This is a genomic window from Vespertiliibacter pulmonis (assembly GCF_013377275.1).
Taxonomy (GTDB): Bacteria; Pseudomonadota; Gammaproteobacteria; order Enterobacterales; family Pasteurellaceae; genus Vespertiliibacter; species Vespertiliibacter pulmonis.
Window position 1 is genome coordinate 801509 of record NZ_CP016615.1, and the last position, 19172, is coordinate 820680.

The window sequence follows — 19172 nt, forward strand, 5'->3', positions numbered from 1 at the left end:
TAAAGCCAACAAAATTTTGGTTAAAATTTAACAAAAAATAACTAAAATAAAGGAAATATGATGACCGCATCACAACTTCTTAATAAAGGTATTAAATTACTTAAACAAGCCGAATATGACCAAGCTATTTCCAAATTAACACAAGCTTTAGAAAGTATTACCGATACAAATACCGATATTCAATTACAACTTAATATTCAACATTGGCTCGGACGCTGCTATTTTGAACAGGCCATAAAAAGCCCATTAAATGAAGCTAAACCACTCTTTGAACTAGCGATTGAACACTATAATAATTGGCTACAACTAGCCGAAAGCCTTACCACTGAAAATAAAGCCCAAGAGCAAATCAATGCTCAACAAGCCCTCGGATATTGCTATTTCAAACAAGCCATAAAAAACCCAGAAAATGAAGCTAAACCACTCTTTCAACAAGCAATCACACACCACGAACATCAGCTAAAACTAGCCAAAGAACTTACTACTGAAAATAACATTCAACAGCAAATCAATGCTCAATATTGGCTCGGGCGTTGCTATATGGAACAAGCCATAAAAAGCTCATTAAATGAAGCTAAACCACTCTTTCAACAAGCAATTGAACATCATAAACATCAGCTAGAACTAGCCAAAAGCCTCACCACTGAAAATAACATTCAACAGCAAATCTATGCTCAAGTCTGGCTCGGACGTTGCTATCTGGCACAAGCCATAAAAAGCCCGTTAAATGAAGCTAAGCCACTCTTTCAACAAGCAATCACACACCATGAACATCAGCTAGAACTAGCCAAAAGCCTCACCACTGAAAATAACATTCAAGAACAAATTACTGCTCAAACCTGTCTTGGGCATTGCTATTTAAGCCAAACAATAAAAAACCCAGAAAATGAGGATAATTCACTATTTAATAAAGCAATTGAACACTATACTAATTGGTTACAACTAGCTGAAGGGCTCTCAGCTGAAAAGAATGCTCAAGCACAAATAAACGCTCAAGAATTTCTAGATTATTGCCACTTTGAATTCTCTAATAAATCAAAAAAGTTTGACAGTTATTTTAAATATAAAAAAGAGAAGATTAGCAAGCAACTCTCCACACACCTACAATCTAATCAATTAAAAAAGCAAATTATTACTATCTTAACAGTATTATCTATTGAGCCTGTTGAATTAAAAAATATCCCATTAGCTCACTACACAACGCCTTATGTTGCAGAACTTTTATTTGGACTAAACAAAGCAGAAAATAAACAAGATAGCGAAAAAAATAAAGAAAGTTCTCAGGAATATATTCTTAGCCCAATGCGAATGAATAGTGCAACATATATGAATGATCCTTCAGAAGGTAAATCATTATTAGAATTTCTTGATAAGCCTGATATTTCCTTAGAAAACATTACACAATTTCCAAAAAGAAATGCATTTTTTAGCTGTTTTTCTAGCCGTATCAATGATCTTAACCAATTCCGCTTATATGGTAAGGAAAATCAAATAGAAGCTTCAGGGTGCTGTTTAATATTTAATAAAAAAAGAAATTGGTTAAAACAGCCCGATATTCGCCAGAGTTTTTCTTTTTCCGAAAGAGATACTGAATTACAAACAGAAAGTATATCTGATACTATATCTAAAAATTATCCCAAACTTCCTCTTTATCAAGTTGCTTATCTTACCTATATGGATAGTTATATTGATGAACGGAAATGCACAAAATTTAATAATACAAATTTTGCATTCTGTTTACACCAAGTAGGAAATAATTCTAAATGGCATAAAAAAAGAGAAAAAGAACTGAAAAAAGCTCTTAATAATTTAAAAGAAAAAATAAAAAGTATAGACAAATTTACTCCAGAACAAGAAGCAGATTTAGAATATATTCGCTATCTTTTTAAAGATTTTGCTTTTCGAGATGAAGAAGAATTTCGCTTGTTAAAAATGGCAGAAATTGGCTCTGATGAAATAAAAATTTGTGAGAAAACACAATCTATTTATGTAGAATATACCGATATTCGCCAAATGGTTGATGAAGTTATTCTCGGTACCAACTACGAAAGGACAGATGAAAAACGCAAAGTGGAAGTTTTCCGTCATAAAATGAAACAGCATTTACCAGAAATTAGCGTTGTTCACTCATCATTACCTATCAACTTCCAGTAAACTCATAAAACTAGCCGCTAATTCTAACGGCTATGCGCTTTTTTAAACTCTTGAGGGTCAAAACGAATTGGGATTGGCAAAACGAGGCTTGCCCGTTCACGCAAATGTGGAGGCGGTATTGGCAAAGGCGAAGACCGTTTGACAAGGGCGAGCGTTTCATCATCTAACACAGAAACACCTGTGCTTTTCTTGAGTGTTACATTTAGCACATTGCCTTGTCCATCAATAGTAATAGCGGTAAAAGCCGTTCCGCCAAGACCGTTATCCATTGCAAATTGTGGATAACGTTGGTTACGGCTTAAATGTGCCATCACTTTCGCTTTCCAATTTTGCGTTAAATTGCGATCTTCAGAGATGCTGTTACTCGGTGCGGCATTTTTACTTTCATCACCTTTCGGCGGTGCTGATGCCGTTTGTGAAGACGCACGAGAATTAACATTACTGGTACTCTCTTTCATTACGCTTTCTTGGTTAGGTATCTGTTTTTTTGAAGGCTTTTCAGGCAATTTTTTCACCACTTTTTGTGGATTTTGTTTCGGCTCAACCTTTACTTTTTCTTTCGGTTTTTCCTTCGTTTTCGTCTGTTTTTTTACTACGATTTCGGCTTTTTCAACCTTAGGCGATTCTTCCACAACAATTTTAGGTGGCTCTTCAGGCGTAGGTGGCTGCGGCTCACTAGCTGCTGCCGTACTATTCACCGCTATTTCTTGCGGTGGCCCAATCGTAACTGGTTCAATTTTTGTCGCCGATTGGGGTAATTCAGCAAATTCGACCATCACCGCAGAAAGCGTTAGGGGTTGTTCCACTTGTGTAGCTTTATTGGCTAATGCCCATACCAATGATATATGAGCAACTAATACTACAACAAAAGCAACTAGCCATTTTGGCTGTTCAAAAGAAGGTGGGCTAACAATCATTTTTCCGCCTGATTACCGTCTTCCAAACCGACTAAACCAATTTTCAAATAGCCCCCTTGACGTAAACGGCTAATCACTTGCAGTAAACTTTCATAATTAACCTCTTTATCCGCTTGGAAAAAGATGACGGTCTCTAAATTACGTTCCGTTTTTACATTCAATAATTCGACTAAGTTTTCTTCTGCTATCGATTCATCACCTAAAAAAAGTTGTTTCTCTTTATTCAGAGAAAGAATAAGCGGTTTATCCGTTGGTGGTGTTGGCTGTTCCTGAGCAACTGGCAGATCAAGGGGAACGGTTACGGTGGTTAATGGCACGGTAACCATAAAAATAATCAGCAAAACTAACATCACATCAATAAACGGGGTAACGTTGATTTCACTTAGCTCTTGATCCTGCTCGGACGGTAAATTCGTCATTTTTCCCCCTTAGTAGATAATCGATTAAGTGAAATATCTCGTTTAACCATTAGTCGTAACATTGCAACTAAATTACCAACTAACGTGCCATAATAGCTCACATAACGGGTAAAATAGTTATACATCATTACCGCTGGAATTGCCGCTACCAATCCTAATGCCGTTGCAAATAAAGCCTCTGCAATTCCTGGGGCAACCACCGCCAAATTGGTGCTTTTCGCATTTACAATGCCGATAAAGCTATTCATTATGCCCCACACCGTTCCAAATAAGCCAATAAAAGGGGCAACCGAGCCAATTGTAGCTAATACACCAATGCCATAGCGAATACGATATACCCAATGTTGAATTTGACGCTCTAAACGGTAATCAACTCGATCAGTAAACGCCTCATCACATTGCTGTTGTGAGCGTTCCATCTCATCACGCACTTCGCTAAATAGACTGAGCGTAATACTATTTTTAGCAAAAACAGAAGAAGAATTATTCAATTCAGCTAAAGATGATTGTTGCTGTAATTGTTTTTGTTCTTTATTTAATTGATGAATTCCACGGCGAAACTGCACAATTTTAAAGACGAAAATTGTCCAAGTAATAACCGAACAAAGCAATAATATAACTAACACCCCTTTCACCACAGGGTGAGCATTTTGATACATTGCTTGAATTGTCATCTCTTGTAACGATTCAACAACCCCACCAGAAACACTTTCAGGCACTTCTGCATAAAGATTAAGACTAAAAATAGCTAAAACAACAAATATAACCTGTCGAGTAAAAAAAGACATTTTGTATCCTTATAAAATAACAAGCGGTAAGATTCTCATTGAAATTTGCTTATTTCTAAGAAATCTAACCGCTTGTTTAAACATTAAAAACTACTTCTGTTCGCCTTTAGAAGCTTCTGTTTTCGGGGCATCAGCTTTTGTTGCACCGAACATAATACGCTCTTCACCGCCACCAATCTGACCAACAATATTTTCAAGATTTGGGCCTGCAAATACACCGCCGTAGTCAGTTACATCACGTAATTTACCACCAGCTATAATCCCAGCATTGCTATCAACGACACCGTTATGACCGAAGCCAACAACACCATTTTCTACTTTAATATCAGTTTCTTTCAAAATCAGTGAGCGAGTAGGGTCATTGTGCTCTGGATAATAAATAGGATCATCATTTTTATCCCAACCTTTAGTTAAACCAAACGCATTTTTAGTCAGTCCGTCAAAACGGTTTGTCATTTCCCCTTTAATTTTTTTCGTATCAAAATTAACTTCAAAATGAACATCAGCAACAGCTTCTTGTGTTGGTGTTCCACCTTTTACCCCCCCTTGATAACCAATTGCTTTACCATTGTAGTCAAAAGTACCTTTTTGCTGTGCTAGCTGAGATTCTGTTGATAATTTTGCTGTATAAAACGCAAGAGGTTCAATTTTATCAATACTACCATACTGATTAGATGGTTTAGCTGATACAAAAGTTGCATAACTTGAATAATCTTGATTTACAAATTGGAACTTACCTAATACTGTGCCATCAGTATCTGTAATCTCAAGATGTTGAACCTTGTTCGAATCAAGCTCACCATTTTTTAAGAAATCTCTATCATATTGCAACTCTGAGTTATCTAATTTTACTGCTTTACCGCCTTTTGATAATACAATAGGGCCTGAAGAGTAATAAACGCCTTCTTTTCCAGCCAATTTAGTAGGTTCATATTTATAACCACCATCATTTGAACTAATTACCTCATAATGACGCCAAGCTAATTTTTGCTCTTTAACTTTTTGCTCAGCTTCCAAACGTGCTTTTTCTGCATCTTCTTTTGCTTTGTCCGCTTCTAAACGCACATTTTCTTCTAACTCTTTTGCCCTCTTATCTGTTTCTGCCTTAGTTTTCTCAGCCTCTACACGAGCTTTTTCTGCTTCTTGTTTTGCCTTTTCAGCTTCTAAATGAGCTTTTTCTGCCTGCTCTTTCACTTGTTTATCCGCTTCTGCTTTAACTTTTTCTGCCTCTGCACGCTCATGAGCAATTTTTTCTTTTGCTTTTTGCTCTTCTTGTTTAGCTTTATCTGCAACGTGATCTGGTGAATAAGATGAGCCACTTGAAGAACAACCAACAAGAGCAACAGCTAATACACTTGCCATTAAGGTTGGAACAAAACGATATTGTGTTACTTTCATAATATTTCCTTTAAGTTAAAAAATTAAAAACGAATCTCTGCACCAACTAAATATGTCCGTCCACGTGCCGCATTACTAAATGAATAAACATAATTATCATTAGAATCAACCCCAGTTAATTGGGAAGATGTTGAATTTAATGAGTTAAGTGCATCGACATAATTACGGTTCATCAGATTTTGAACCGACATTTTTAACAACACGTTTTTATTAAGTTGGTATGTTGTGTAAAAATCTATGATGATAGGCATTTTCGGCAGCTCTTGTAATAAATCAGAGTCTTCTACTTGTAGCCCACTAGGTAAATAACGTTTTGATCTGCCCGTATATTTAAAGGTAGAACCAAGCTCCAGCTTTTTATCTAATAAACGACCACCAAGCGTTAATGTCGCTGTATGCTTCGGCATTTCTGTTACACTTGTAGTACCAAAACCTGTACTAACCGTTGCAGTAACATCAGGTGGTAATTGTGATTTTTGATAAGAGTAGGCTAAATTCGCAAATACAAAACCCGCATCGTAATTGAAGTCTAATTCAACGCCTCGATGGTTTAATTTGTCTAGAGCATTACGATACATTTGTGCATGGAAAGAAGGTAAAACATCATCTGTTAATTTATTTGTTAAACCAATATTTGGATCCATATAGAATGAATCGCTATAAATTTCATCTTTCATTTGGCGTTGATAGCCGACTAATTTAATACCTAAGAAATCATCATTTACCCATACATTTTCTTTTTTAGTATTAAAACCTACTTCAACAGTGCGAGCATATTCTGGTTTTAAGAATGGATTCATTGAACCAGCGCCCTCATTACTAAAGAAAATTTCTTGAATATTTGGCACTCGCATTGAACGGCTATAACTCACAAAAGGTTCAAACCAATCACTCACTTTATAAGAGAAAGTAATAGATGGCATTAATGCCTTTGCTGTCAACTTCATATGTGCAGCGCCAACAGGTGTGCAGTTAGACGGAATGATTGTATTATTGATATTAGAAACATCACAAGGCGGTTTATAACCCCGTGTTACTGAATCCGTATAAATCAACCCTGCTTTTACGCCAAAGTCTTTGTAGTTTAAATCAGATGTAATATAACCACTGCGTAACGACTGTTTACCTTTCGGAGCAAATGGCGTATACACTTCATTATCCTGATCAATCCCTGTGGCATTTTTAACGTATTTATTTTTTAATAAATTAACCCCATAATTTAAAGAGAGATCGGCTTCACCAAAATGGAATATAGAGCTATTATTGAGATCAATATAATCTGCTTGGTTTCTGGTTTTTGCTTTAGTGAGCAACCAAATATTGGCATCATCGTGATAGATCTGATCGCTTCGGTTCGTTGATGCTAATAATTTCAAATTTACTAGATCAGATGTCGGGTTATATTCATAATCCAACGCATAGCTTTTATTTTTAGTATCACGTCCGCCAACATTGTTACGATAACCTCGCCCTGTTAAGAGCAATTTTTGCGCTTCCGTATTCCATTCAATTTTACTTAACCACGATTCAGGCTTTTGATCTAAGCGGCGAACATAATCATTTTCTCCTGAATAACTACCATCTCCACGTTTATAATTAGCTTTACTTTTACTCCCACTATACGCAAAAAATGCTCCTAGAGTGTTATGCTCAGCAAGAGAATATTTTCCACCAAGTGCCAACATTCCATTTGGGCCAATACCATTTGAGCCGTAAGATAATTTTGAAAGCACGCCTACACGATTGCCCTCCATAACCACATCATCAACCCCAATAGTACGCATATTTGCACTACCACTTAACGCATTTATGCCGTCTGCACCGTGATTTGATCCGCCTCGTTTAATATCAATTCTCGCTAAGAAATTAGGATCAATCATCGCTCCAAAAGAGCTACTAGGCCCATATCCACCCTCTTCTTGATGGTAACGACTGGACGAATTTGATGATGTTCCGTAAAAGGTCTGCGGAACACCATCAATCATACTATTTACACGACCAAAACCACTTAATCCACGAATATTGACTGAAACCGTTCCTTGCGTTGGGTTAATATTGGTAAATGTCCCTGGCAAAGCTCGAATGACACTATCTAAACTTCGCATCTGCTTTTCTTCACCAACCGAGCTCACCGCTCCAACAGTACCAAACATTTGTTGCTTTGGCGTTACTTTTTGAGCTGAAATGACCAAAGTATCAAACTGCAACTCATCTGTGACTGATTCACTATTACTATTTTCTGCCAATAACTGACCGCTTGTCATACACGCACAAGCAAATAAAATCCCTTTTGTTACTCGATTTAACTGCATCTTTTCCTCATTATTACTGTATTTCATTTAAAAATTAGATAACACTTAAGGCAATAGCCAAATATAATCACTTTCCTTTGCATTTATATCATCAAGTTGCTTCGCCAAACTGATAACGACAAACTGATGTTTTCCTAAATCAGCCAAATGAACAGGGATCCCCACTGCTTTATTAACGTGAAAATTACCTGCAATCAGTAGAGTTGATTTATTACCTTTAATTAATGCTTCTGCCATTCGGCGATCTTTGAATTGTTGAATAGTTACCATTGTTTGAATGGTTTGATCATTGGGATCAATTTTATGATTTTGGGCAATCGCCTTAGCAATACGTTGCTTAATCGCTGGCTGAGTAGAACGGTTACCATTTAGCGGATATGCTCCACGAAATAATGTTTCAATTTCGCTACGGTCTAAATTTCCGCCAAGCACTTGTACTTTGCTATTACTCAGTGCCGTGATTAAATCACCATATTGTGACCAGTCCCATTTTTCTGTCCACGGTAATATTTGTTTTACCGTTGAATTACTTACATTTGGGGTTTGACGAAGTAATCCTAAGGCGTGATCAATGTCCGCCTGTTGAGAACTTGGTAGCATTTCTAATGCGACACTGTGCAACTTGCCCGTTTGATAAAGTTGTTGGAATAAGGCGATTTCTGCCTGATGATGAATAGAATTATCGTGCTTTTCACCGAGTAAAATCATCGGCGTATTTTGAACTTCCTGCACAAACTCAGAGAGAGTAAGATAGCGGTTAGTTTGTGGGTGAAAAATACGTTTTTGAGAAACATCTAAGGATTGACACGCCATTAGCCCTGCTAATACTGCCCCTAACGCAATTTTTTTGACCCATTTTAAAGAAGAAAACAACATCTTAAAACCAATAAATGAAAATCATTCCTATTATTGATCTTATTTAGACAAATGTAAATACAGAAAGTTTAAAGGGCAGTAAATATCTCAATCAATAATTAGAATTGATTATTAAGCCGACAGTTATAGGCTGTGATTAAAAAGAACGTGAAAAACAATAAAGAAAATCCACAAAAAAATTTACTCTTTTGTGGGTTGAATAATCAAAATAACTAGGATTTTAAACCTTCTTGGGCAATAACGGCTCACACACCTCTTATTTTCACTAATTTGTTAGAAGAAGCTAAGTAAATTGCTCAATTAACTATAATCACGGAATTAGGCTTTCCAATCGCCATAAGTCTGCAAACGATGCGCGTTGTTTAATTAAATAAGCATTATCACCATCAACCAGTATTTCAACCGCTTGTGGACGGGAATTATAGGTTGAAGACATCGTTGCCCCATAAGCACCAGCCGAACGCACGGCAATTAAATCCCCTTCGGCAATCGCCAATTCCCGTTGTTTACCTAAAAAATCGGACGTTTCACAAATTGGACCAACAACATCGTAAATGGCTTTTTCTCGGTTCAACGTGCGATCAACTTCAATAATCTGCATATAGGCTTGATATAACGCTGGACGAATCATATCATTCATACCTGTATCGACAATCGCAAATAGGCGATCTTCATTCTGTTTTAAATATTCCACTTTAGTTACTAGAATACCTGCATTGGCAGTGATCGCTCGCCCTGGTTCAATAATAATTTCTAACTGTGGATAAGCCTGTAATTTCGCTAATAACGCAGAGATATATTCCACTGGTTGAGGAGGAGTTTCATCGTTATATGGAACGCCTAAACCACCACCGAGATCAAGATGATGTAACATAATACCGTCTTGCTGAAGCTGTTCTATTAGCACCAACAAGCGGTCAGTTGCGTCTAAAAATGGCTGTAACTCCGTAAGTTGTGAACCAATATGACAATCCATTCCCACTATTTTTACATTGGATAATGTTTGAGCGAATCGATAAACCTCACGAGCGTGGTTAACACTCACGCCAAATTTATTCTCTTTTAACCCTGTGGAAATATAAGGGTGAGTATGCGCATCAACATCAGGATTTACTCTCAAAGAAATTGGTGCAATTTTTTCCATTTCACCAGCGATTTGGTTAATACGTTTTAATTCAGATAACGACTCTACATTAAAACACCGAATACCGACTTCCAATGCCCTAGCAATTTCTTGATGCGATTTTGCTACCCCTGAAAAAACGATTTTAGCAGGATCGCCACCTGCTACGATAACTCGCTCCAGCTCCCCTTGAGAAACAATATCGAAGCCTGATCCTAGCCGAGCCATTACATTTAACAAAGCTATATTAGAATTAGATTTGACAGCAAAACAGACTAAATGAGGATGTAAGCCGAAAGCCTTGTTAAAAGCGTGCCAATGGCGTTCGAGGGTTGCTCGGGAATAGATATAGGCAGGTGTACCATATTGCTGAATAATATTGGCAACAGCGATATCTTCTGCGAAAAGTTGTTGATTTTTATAATTAAAATAATCCATTGTATTTGCAAATAAAAAATGTAAATTTAGAAGGTAATCCCACCGCTTACAAGCGGCTAGATCTACTGAGTATTTTGTGATTGTGGCGTATTTTCTGGGAAATAAAGCGGGCCTTTAACTCCACAAGCGGTTAAAAATAGGCTAGATAGTAACGCAATTAAAACTAATTTTTTCATATCAATTCTCCAAATTTTTTATGATTGTAACGAAGAACCTCGCAACAATCTATGCTAAAAAACACTCTATACTAAAAATACGGTTGTTTACTATTTTGCGACACATGTTATGCCTTCCGACAAACATTAATAATCGATTAAATTTCAACATTATTTCTACTTGTCCTACTGCTTATGCCGAATAAAAAAACCGCCTAATTCGGCGGTTTTTTTATTTACTTTTAATTTGTCTTTTTAAGTTTTCTAGCAACTTCTTTTAACGGAGAAACTTTCTTCTCCTTTGCTTTAGGCTTTGCTGGTGATTTTTTCGCATTTTTATCTTCTGCTTTTTTCACAACCACCTTAACTTCTTTTTTAGGTTTATACTCTTTAGCTACTTTGGGTTCAACCACTGGCGTTGTATTATTCTCTAATGTTAATACAACGTTGTTATTGTCTGCCCATTCCACCAATTTCGCCAATAAGATTTGCCCCATCGGTTTTGGATTACCCGTAAATAATGCCTGTAAACCATTATTCTCAATAATATGATGGCGAAGTGCTAAACGTTCTTCGTGGTTTTCTGCAAGACGCACTGCTCTCTCAACATATTCATCAGCAGTATGAGCAATCAACCACTCTGGTAAGCCAAGACGTTTAAACAAGCCTTCATCGATATGTTCATGAACTTCTGGGCCTGTTTTACATACACCAACTAAACCTAAAGTTACCATATCAATAATGCCATTCGTGTTACCAAATGGGAACGGATTCACCATCATATCGCAGTTATATAAAATGCGGAGGTAATTTTCATAAGGAGAATGAGGATGTGCCGTCGCTGAATCACCCAAATAACTCTTAATAAAACGTTCAACATAAGGGTGAGTTACCCCACCTGATTGGCCTAAGGCAAAATGGAAATGGACTTTCACATTCGCACGATCACGGATTGCTTTACATGCTTCTAAGAAATACGGATTTAACTTCATCGTTGTTGAAGCAACACCAATATGCACAACTTCAGGATTCTCACGGAAACGATAGTCTACAGATGTTGGTGCTAATGCCGATGGTACATAAGGTAACGCATCTTTTGGTAGACGTAATAATTTCTCACTAAAACACGATTCTGATCCAACATAATCATCTTCTACAATCACATATTCAATAAAATCAGAATGTGTCGTTGCAGGATGCCCTAGAGCAATGGCTTGAATAGGTGCTAAACGTGTATTACTTACAAAAATTGGCGTTAAATCCATACCAATACTTGGCATATAAAGTACGGCTGGATGAGCTTGCTCACAAAATGCTTTAAGCTGGAGCAATTTCTCAAAAATTGTATTCTCATTTAATAAATGGAATTCATCAAAGACAGCTCTTCCTGCTTCATCAACGGCATCACTACCAAAGCCCACAAGGTAAAAGTGTTCACGAGCCGCTATCATTGAGGTTGAATGCGTACGGTAAATAGAATGAGATGAGTGGAAGTGTTCAAGTAACACAACCATAACAGGTTTACCATTTTTATAGCCAATTTTGCGAACATCACAATCTTCCCAACCTAGTTCCAATAAGTGATTACGTACTACTTTGTTTAAACTTTTCTTGACCAAATGCTTATTTTCCGCAGTATCATAACTACAATGCATATACACATCGTGAGAAATATTACTCGGTAAGGTATTCAAATTCGAAAATGTGGCTAATTTTTCAGGGAACCATTGTAAAATAGCTGCACGTTTTGAAAATGCTGCTTGCGTACCAATGAAACGAGGCGACTGTAAAGCAAAACAAAGAGAAGCACAAATATCAGGAGAAAGTTCCCATATCGCATCTAAATTAAGGGGGATATTTGATTCAGGGAAATACAACACACAAAATTTCATAAGCGCAGATTCTGTTGCTTCTAAATGTATTTCTTGACCACTTGCCTCAGGATTGCGGTTATAAGTTTTAAGAATATGATCTGCATTCACAAATGGTGAACTCGCAAAAACTAAGGCTAACCAACGTTGTAAAATTAAGAAACGCTTTGCACCTTCCATAGAAAGCGATAAGCCAGGATCTTTAAAGAGATCTGTAACAGCCACGGCAACACGAGTACAAAAATGCACAACTTTATCTTGATCTAAATTAGCTAAGGCTGATGGAAAATCACATTCAATTCCACCTATACCACCAAAATTAGAGTCTAATTTATTTAAAATATTTAACAACTCAGTACAAGATAATTCATAATCCTTCGCTTTTACTGCCTGTTCAAAGCGAATAACACTCGGTTGTTGATCTGACATAATTTTTGTCCCTTGAATATACTAAAATAAAAACTAACAAATTCCCCACAGATCATACTCATCTGCGTGGGTTATGGTTACTGAAATAATTTGCCCAACATCAATGGCTTTACCTGCTGGATTATCAATATAGACCATTCCATCAATTTCTGGAGCATCCGCCATTGAACGCCCAATAATGCCTTGATCATCAATTTCATCGACAATTACCGCCAATGTTCTCCCCACTTTTTGTTGTAAGCGGTCAGCAGAAATTTTTTGTTGCAACTGCATAAAACGATGAAAACGCTCTTCTTTCACATCTTCTGGTACTTGATCTTGCATTTCTGTCGCAACTGCACCATCTACTGGGCTAAATTTAAAGCAACCCACTCGATCTAATTGTGCTTCTTGCAAAAAATCCAATAGCATTTGGAAATCTTCTTCTGTTTCACCTGGAAATCCAACAATAAAAGTAGAACGAAGTGTTAAATCAGGGCAAATCTCTCGCCATTTTTTGATCCGCTCTAAAGTACGTTCGATAGAGCCTGGACGTTTCATTGCCTTGAGAATTTTAGGGCTAGCGTGTTGCAAAGGAATATCTAAATACGGCAAAATCTTTCCTTCTGCCATCAATGGAATAAGGTTATCCACATGTGGATATGGATAAACATAATGTAAACGAACCCACGCACCAAGCGATCCTAGCTTCTCACATAATGTCATCAGATCATTTTTGATCGGCATTCCATTCCAAAATACTGTTTTCGCAGCGTTCTCTTTTTTCTTATCTAAACCATAAGCGGAAGTATCTTGCGATACCACCAAAATTTCTTTAACGCCTGAATCAACCAAACGTTTTGCTTCATCAAGAATTTGGACAAGAGAACGACTATCTAAATCACCACGCATAGACGGAATAATGCAGAACGTGCAACGATGATCGCAACCTTCTGAAATTTTTAAATACGCATAATGCTTAGGGGTTAATTTTATCCCTTGTTTCGGTACTAAACTCACATAAGGACTATATTCAGGCTTTGGCACATATTTATGCACGTGTTTCATTACCGCTTCATAGCTATGTGGCCCTGTAATTTCAAGCACTTTTGGGTGAACTTCACGAATTTGATTCTCACGAGCCCCCAAACAACCCGTTACAATCACTTTACCATTTGCTTCTAACGCTTCACCAATGGATTCCAATGACTCTTGCACTGCACTATCAATAAATCCACACGTATTGACAATAACTAAATCTGCACCTTCATAGCTTGGAATAATATTATAACCATCGGAACGTAATTCCGTTAAAATACGCTCAGAATCCACTAAATTTTTAGGACAACCAAGGCTAATAAAACCGATATTTGGTGCGGTACTCATAAAAAAATCTCAAATAAAAATAATAAAGTAATCAAATTGAAAAAAACAACCTATTCAAATTCAATAGGTTAAAAGAATGGGGATTGTACAAAATTTGCAAATAGAAAGCGATAAAAAGCCCAATAATTCTACTTACTTTTACAAACTCTTGAAAAAAGAAAACCGCTCGAAAGCGGTTTTATATCTCATTTTAATTTTCTGCCGTAAATAAGCTATCACAAAAAATAGCGGAAACAGACCGCTTGTTATATACCTAATCCAAACAATTTAGCACCGTCAATACGACTGTTGATGATTTTTCTGCTGCTAAAGGTAAAAACTCATCAAAAGAAAGGTGGGAAACTTTATCTGCCACATCTGAAATTGCTCGAATAACAACAAATGGAACACCAAAAGCGTGGCATACTTGAGCAATCGCTGCGGCTTCCATTTCCACAGCAACAACATTAGGAAAATCTGAACGGATCTTACCTATCATTTCTGCCCCATTTACAAACAGATCGCCACTGCAAATTAGCCCAGAGACTGCATTTAAGCCCATTTTTTGGCTCTCTTTTAACGCAACTTCAACTAACTGTTCATCGGGTAAGAATGCAGGGGGATTAGCAGGCAACTGCCCTTTTTCGTAGCCAAATGCAGTTACATCAACATCATGATGTCGAACTTCTGTGGAAATCACAATATCCCCCACTTCTAAGCTGGCATCTAAACCGCCTGCTGATCCAGTATTTATCACAATATTAGGCTTAGCTAATTGCAATAACAACGTTGTACCCACAGCAGCGGCAACTTTACCAATCCCTGATTGCAATAATGCTACTTCCGTATTGTTAATACGCCCTTCATAAATAGTACAACCTGCTATTTCTGTTACTTTAGGCTCTTGCATATAACTACGCAAAATTTCAACTTCCTGTGCCATTGCACCAATAATGCCAATTCTCATTATTATTTGCTCTCCTGTTCTTGTTGTAATTTATTCACTAAAAAATCTAATACAGTATTCGTATAATCATCATCGTATAACGTATTTTGAATAAGTATATATTTGCCATTTAATACTGCAATCGGAACTACAGGTGGTGAATAAGTAAAATATAATGCCTTATCCTTTTCAATTTGTTGCTTTACCTTTCCTGACATAAAAACCTGATGAAATTGGCTAATATCAATGGAATTTTGGGTAAGCCAACGTTTAATTTCATCATCATTTTCTACTAAACGCTTTCCTTTATTACGATTTGCACTATCAAATAAATACTTATCCGCAAGCTCCGGTTTTCCATATACATTAAATGCTGCATTCATTTGTGCGGTAAATAATTCCCCTTTATCAAAAGCAGGACTTCGCTGTAACACAACGGTATCTTTATGCCGTTCAGCATATTGTTTTAAATAATCATCGGCATTTAAACAAATTGGGCAACCATATTTATAAAAATACTGAATAAGTACCTTCCCCTTAGGTAAAGGGATATTTAAGGCTTGTTTGTAAGAATAGTAACCTTTGCCATCTTTAAACAGCGGTTCGTTTTGCAAAGTCTTTTGCGGATCTACCCGCTTGTCTTCCGCTTGAACAGAAGATACAGCGAATACTAGTCCGAAAATGAATGCAGATAAAAAAGATAATTTCATTATGTAACTCAAATTGAACAAAAATACTAACCCATTGCCTAATAATGCGGTGGTGGTGTTTCTTCTACTAGGCTAGCAATATTGCTACCTTGTGCGCCTTGCAATTTTTCTGCAAGATGACGGACTTGCTGTTGAATTTTGTCCAACACAAATTGTTGATCAACCAAGGCTTGATTTAATTCTTCAATCGTTTGCTCTTGGAAAGTAATTTTGGTTTCTAGTTCCGTTAAATGTGTGAGTATATTCTCAATATTTGTTGGCATATTACGAAAAGTAGTTGTATTAAAAAAGAATACACTTTACCCTATCCACCTTTATTTTTGTACACTTTATCAAGGAAAATCTATGTTAAAAGTAAAACTTTCTGCCCTTGCTCTTATTGCGAGTACCATTTTCACTTCGCAAGCCGTATTTGCACAAGAAGCTGATACAAAATTTGTTGATGAATCATCTTACGCTGTGGGCGTATTAATGGGAAAAAATATCGAAGATGTGATGAAATCACAAAAAGAAATTTTTAACTATAATCAAGACCGTATTTTAGCTGGCGTGCAAGACACCTTGAAAAAAACAGGTAAATTAACCGAAGAAGATCTCAAAAAACAGCTTGAAGCATTAGATAAATATTTAATGACCCAAGAAAATAAAATCCAAGCAGAAAAATCAAAAATCAATGCCGAAGCAGGCGATAAATTCCGTACAGAATATGAGAAAAAATCTGGTGTGAAAAAAACAGACTCTGGTCTCTTATATCGCATTGAAAAAGCAGGTGAAGGAGAATCACCAAAAGCAACGGATACCGTTAAAGTAAATTATAAAGGAACTTTAACTAACGGTACGGTATTTGATAGCTCATATGAACGCAAAGAGCCTATTGAATTTCAGTTAAACCAACTGATCCCAGGCTGGGTAGAAGCAATCCCAATGCTCAAAAAAGGTGGAAAAATGGAACTCGTCGTTCCACCAAAATTAGCTTACGGTGATCGACCAGCAGGAAAAATCCCTGCAAATTCTACACTTATTTTTGAAATTGAGCTTTTAGATTTCAAACCAACTAAGTAATCTAACGCATCAGGGTACATATTTGTACCCTGATCCTAACTAATATCACTATAATAATATGAGTTCTAAATTAAATCGCTTTTCTGAAGAAGATCACGCTATACTTGCATCCTATTTTGCCGTTGCAGATGGTATTGCCGCTTTAATTGGCAAACATTGCGAAATTGTTTTACACTCATTAGAATCCTTAGAACACTCCGCAATTTACATTGTAAACGGACACAATACTAATCGCAAAATTGGTTCACCCATTACCGATCGAGCACTAAAGTCGTTGCACCATATGCAAAATAATAGTGTATCAAAACCCTACTTTACTCGAGCAAAAGGTGGGGGATTAATGAAATCTGTTACTATTGCAATTCGTAATCCTAAACAAAAAACAATCGGGCTAATCTGCATCAATATCAATCTTGATGTCCCTATGTCGCAGTTTCTATCGCATTTTATCGCACCACAAGAAACCGATCATCAAGTTAATTTCGCAAGCTCCGTTGAAGAACTTGTACTTCAAACGATTGATAGCACCATTGATGAAATTCAAAACGACCGTAACATTGCAAATAATAACAAAAATCGCCATATTGTAACTAGCCTGTTTGAAAAAGGAATTTTTGATATTAAGGATACTATTAACCAAGTGGCAAAACGTTTAGATATTTCTCGTCATACCATCTATTTTTATATTCGACAAATCAAACAGGACAGTGAATAATGCATTATGTTATTGCAGTAAAAGGAAATGTTTACGGCACGCAAAGTGCATTTTTAGCCTATCAACTGACCGAAGAAATACTCTTAGCTGGGCATCATATTAGCCAAATATTCTTTTTTCAAAATGGAGTCAATAACGGTAACCGCTTTGTCGAACCAGCTAATGATGAAGTCAATTTAATGGAAAAATGGCAAAAATTAGCCAAAACTCACCGCTTATCTCTACATTTATGTATAAGTGCAGCCCAACGACGTGGCATTGTGCCAGATAGTCTAGCAAATGGATTTACCCTTGCGGGACTTGGCGAATTTAGCCAAGCATTATTAACAGCCGACCGCTTACTCACACTCTAATGAAAAAATATAAACTTGCCATTCTCTTTACACAGCCACCTTTTGGTACAGCAACAAGCCGAGAAGGGCTTGATGTATTATTAGCTGCCAGTGCTTTTTGTAATGAAGAACAACTCGCTATTTGTTTTTTAAATGATGGGATATTCAATCTTTTAGCAAATCAGCTTCCTGAAAATATTTTACAAAAAGATCATATTTCTACATTCAAGCTCATTGAATTATATGAACTAAATCACTGCTTTATCTGCCAAGATAGCATCAAAACGAGAAATTTATCCAATGCTAAATGGTTATTAAACAATCTACAATTTGTACCACAACAACATATTTTTGATATTCTTCAGCAAGCAGAAAAAATTCTCACGTTCTAAGGAAATATATGCTCTACACCCTTTCACAAGCCAATTATGCCCCTAATGAACTCACTCAATTACTTCATCAAATTACCGATAATGATGCGTTAGTCCTATGGCAAAACGGTGTGCTACAAGCGGTTAAATTCCCCAATCTTTTTGCCAATATTTCTAATGTTTTTGTACTTGAAAACGATATAAAAGCAAGAGGATTAACTGTTCCGTTTAAAACAATCACGTTATCTGAGTTTATCTCAATCAGTGAAAAATTCTTTCCCCAAGTTGCCCTATAATCTAGATAAATTAGTGTTAGTCGTAACATAAATGCGATAGGATTTAAGAATTTTATCCCTTCAATTCAGCGGGCAATTCATAATTATTACTTTATTTGTGAAGAGGTTATTTATTAAAGCAAGTTGATTTGTTTTGTAAAAGTCTGTTCTTTTTCTTCAGACTTTTTGTTTTGATATTGCTTATAAAACACGCCTATTATTACTTTAATTATTTCCCCATAGCAAAAACCCCAAGGTCTCTCAACCTTGGGGTTATCTATAAAACCCTGATGGTGCCCTACTCTCACATGGGGAATCCCCACACTACCATCGGCATTACTGCGTTTCACTTCTGAGTTCGGTATGGAGTCAGGTGGGACCACAGCACTCTGGCCATCAGGAAAATTCTTTCCATCTATCTATTCTTTTTTCTATCACGTTACTTATTCTACTATTACTCGATGTAACGCATAGTCTCTTCTTTATTTCTCTAAAAACAAGCTGTCTGAACCTTTCTTCATTCATCTTTCGTTATCT

General features: G+C 36.6%; 19 protein-coding genes and 1 rRNA gene. 6 read left to right on the forward strand and 14 right to left on the reverse strand.

The window, feature by feature from the left end; genetic code table 11:
- Positions 1 to 57: 57 nt before the first annotated feature.
- Positions 58 to 2154, forward strand: a complete 2097-nt coding sequence (locus A6B43_RS08840; RefSeq protein WP_237306942.1) for a tetratricopeptide repeat protein — start codon at positions 58 to 60, stop codon at positions 2152 to 2154.
- Between the two features lie 23 nt (positions 2155 to 2177).
- On the opposite strand, the gene A6B43_RS04070 is transcribed toward A6B43_RS08840, so the two are convergent.
- The 13 genes from A6B43_RS04070 to A6B43_RS04130 all read right to left on the reverse strand — a co-directional run bounded on the left by A6B43_RS04070 (position 2178) and on the right by A6B43_RS04130 (position 16143).
- Complete coding sequence (locus A6B43_RS04070; RefSeq protein ID WP_124211700.1) at positions 2178 to 3071, reverse strand: energy transducer TonB family protein; 894 nt, start codon at positions 3069 to 3071, stop codon at positions 2178 to 2180.
- Positions 3068 to 3490 (reverse strand): TonB system transport protein ExbD, encoded by a 423-nt coding sequence (exbD, locus tag A6B43_RS04075; protein WP_124211701.1) that lies wholly within the window; start codon positions 3488 to 3490, stop codon positions 3068 to 3070. Before exbD ends, A6B43_RS04070 begins: the two co-directional genes overlap by 4 nt.
- Positions 3487 to 4278: a tonB-system energizer ExbB gene (gene exbB, locus A6B43_RS04080; RefSeq protein WP_124211702.1), complete on the reverse strand. Its 792-nt coding sequence runs from the start codon at positions 4276 to 4278 to the stop codon at positions 3487 to 3489. The genes exbD and exbB overlap by 4 nt, the downstream gene beginning before the upstream one ends.
- Positions 4279 to 4368: 90 nt before the next feature.
- Positions 4369 to 5676 (reverse strand): cell envelope integrity TolA family protein, encoded by a 1308-nt coding sequence (locus A6B43_RS04085; protein WP_124211703.1) that lies wholly within the window; start codon positions 5674 to 5676, stop codon positions 4369 to 4371.
- A 23-nt stretch (positions 5677 to 5699) separates the two neighbouring features.
- A complete protein-coding gene (locus tag A6B43_RS04090; RefSeq protein WP_170152442.1) occupies positions 5700 to 7988 on the reverse strand; it encodes a TonB-dependent receptor domain-containing protein in 2289 nt (762 codons plus the stop codon).
- A gap of 45 nt (positions 7989 to 8033) precedes the next feature.
- Positions 8034 to 8864 carry a ChaN family lipoprotein gene (locus tag A6B43_RS04095; RefSeq protein ID WP_124211705.1) on the reverse strand — a complete coding sequence of 277 codons (831 nt, stop codon included), beginning with the start codon at positions 8862 to 8864 and terminating at the stop codon, positions 8034 to 8036.
- 310 nt (positions 8865 to 9174) lie between these two features.
- Positions 9175 to 10425 (reverse strand): diaminopimelate decarboxylase, encoded by a 1251-nt coding sequence (gene lysA, locus A6B43_RS04100; RefSeq protein ID WP_124211706.1) that lies wholly within the window; start codon positions 10423 to 10425, stop codon positions 9175 to 9177.
- Positions 10426 to 10487: 62 nt separating this feature from the next.
- Positions 10488 to 10601 carry an LPS translocon maturation chaperone LptM gene (gene lptM, locus A6B43_RS04105; RefSeq protein WP_124211707.1) on the reverse strand — a complete coding sequence of 38 codons (114 nt, stop codon included), beginning with the start codon at positions 10599 to 10601 and terminating at the stop codon, positions 10488 to 10490.
- 221 nt (positions 10602 to 10822) lie between these two features.
- Positions 10823 to 12880, reverse strand: coding sequence for a UDP-glucose:protein N-beta-glucosyltransferase (locus tag A6B43_RS04110; protein WP_170152443.1), 2058 nt, complete (start codon positions 12878 to 12880; stop codon positions 10823 to 10825).
- Between the two features lie 33 nt (positions 12881 to 12913).
- A complete protein-coding gene (rimO, locus tag A6B43_RS04115; protein WP_124211709.1) occupies positions 12914 to 14245 on the reverse strand; it encodes a 30S ribosomal protein S12 methylthiotransferase RimO in 1332 nt (443 codons plus the stop codon).
- Positions 14246 to 14498: 253 nt separating this feature from the next.
- Positions 14499 to 15191 carry a 5'-methylthioadenosine/S-adenosylhomocysteine nucleosidase gene (gene mtnN, locus A6B43_RS04120; protein WP_176672527.1) on the reverse strand — a complete coding sequence of 231 codons (693 nt, stop codon included), beginning with the start codon at positions 15189 to 15191 and terminating at the stop codon, positions 14499 to 14501.
- A gap of 2 nt (positions 15192 to 15193) precedes the next feature.
- Complete coding sequence (locus tag A6B43_RS04125; RefSeq protein ID WP_124211711.1) at positions 15194 to 15880, reverse strand: thioredoxin domain-containing protein; 687 nt, start codon at positions 15878 to 15880, stop codon at positions 15194 to 15196.
- A 38-nt stretch (positions 15881 to 15918) separates the two neighbouring features.
- Positions 15919 to 16143 carry a SlyX family protein gene (locus A6B43_RS04130; protein WP_124211712.1) on the reverse strand — a complete coding sequence of 75 codons (225 nt, stop codon included), beginning with the start codon at positions 16141 to 16143 and terminating at the stop codon, positions 15919 to 15921.
- An 82-nt stretch (positions 16144 to 16225) separates the two neighbouring features.
- Between A6B43_RS04130 and fkpA the strand changes: the two genes are divergently transcribed.
- The 5 genes from fkpA to A6B43_RS04155 are packed head-to-tail and all read left to right on the forward strand — an operon-like array spanning position 16226 to position 18656.
- Entirely contained in the window at positions 16226 to 16942 is a 717-nt protein-coding gene (gene fkpA, locus A6B43_RS04135) for an FKBP-type peptidyl-prolyl cis-trans isomerase (protein ID WP_124211713.1), read from the forward strand.
- Between the two features lie 58 nt (positions 16943 to 17000).
- Positions 17001 to 17657 carry a helix-turn-helix transcriptional regulator gene (locus A6B43_RS04140; RefSeq protein WP_124211714.1) on the forward strand — a complete coding sequence of 219 codons (657 nt, stop codon included), beginning with the start codon at positions 17001 to 17003 and terminating at the stop codon, positions 17655 to 17657.
- Positions 17657 to 18010, forward strand: a complete 354-nt coding sequence (gene tusD / locus A6B43_RS04145; RefSeq protein ID WP_124211715.1) for a sulfurtransferase complex subunit TusD — start codon at positions 17657 to 17659, stop codon at positions 18008 to 18010. The genes A6B43_RS04140 and tusD overlap by 1 nt, the downstream gene beginning before the upstream one ends.
- Positions 18010 to 18381 carry a sulfurtransferase complex subunit TusC gene (tusC, locus tag A6B43_RS04150; protein ID WP_124211716.1) on the forward strand — a complete coding sequence of 124 codons (372 nt, stop codon included), beginning with the start codon at positions 18010 to 18012 and terminating at the stop codon, positions 18379 to 18381. The genes tusD and tusC overlap by 1 nt, the downstream gene beginning before the upstream one ends.
- 8 nt (positions 18382 to 18389) lie before the next feature.
- Positions 18390 to 18656, forward strand: coding sequence for a DsrH/TusB family sulfur relay protein (locus A6B43_RS04155; protein ID WP_176672528.1), 267 nt, complete (start codon positions 18390 to 18392; stop codon positions 18654 to 18656).
- Between the two features lie 264 nt (positions 18657 to 18920).
- Here A6B43_RS04155 and rrf read toward each other — a convergent pair.
- Positions 18921 to 19036 (reverse strand): 5S ribosomal RNA (gene rrf / locus A6B43_RS04160).
- Between the last annotated feature and the right edge of the window lie 136 nt (positions 19037 to 19172).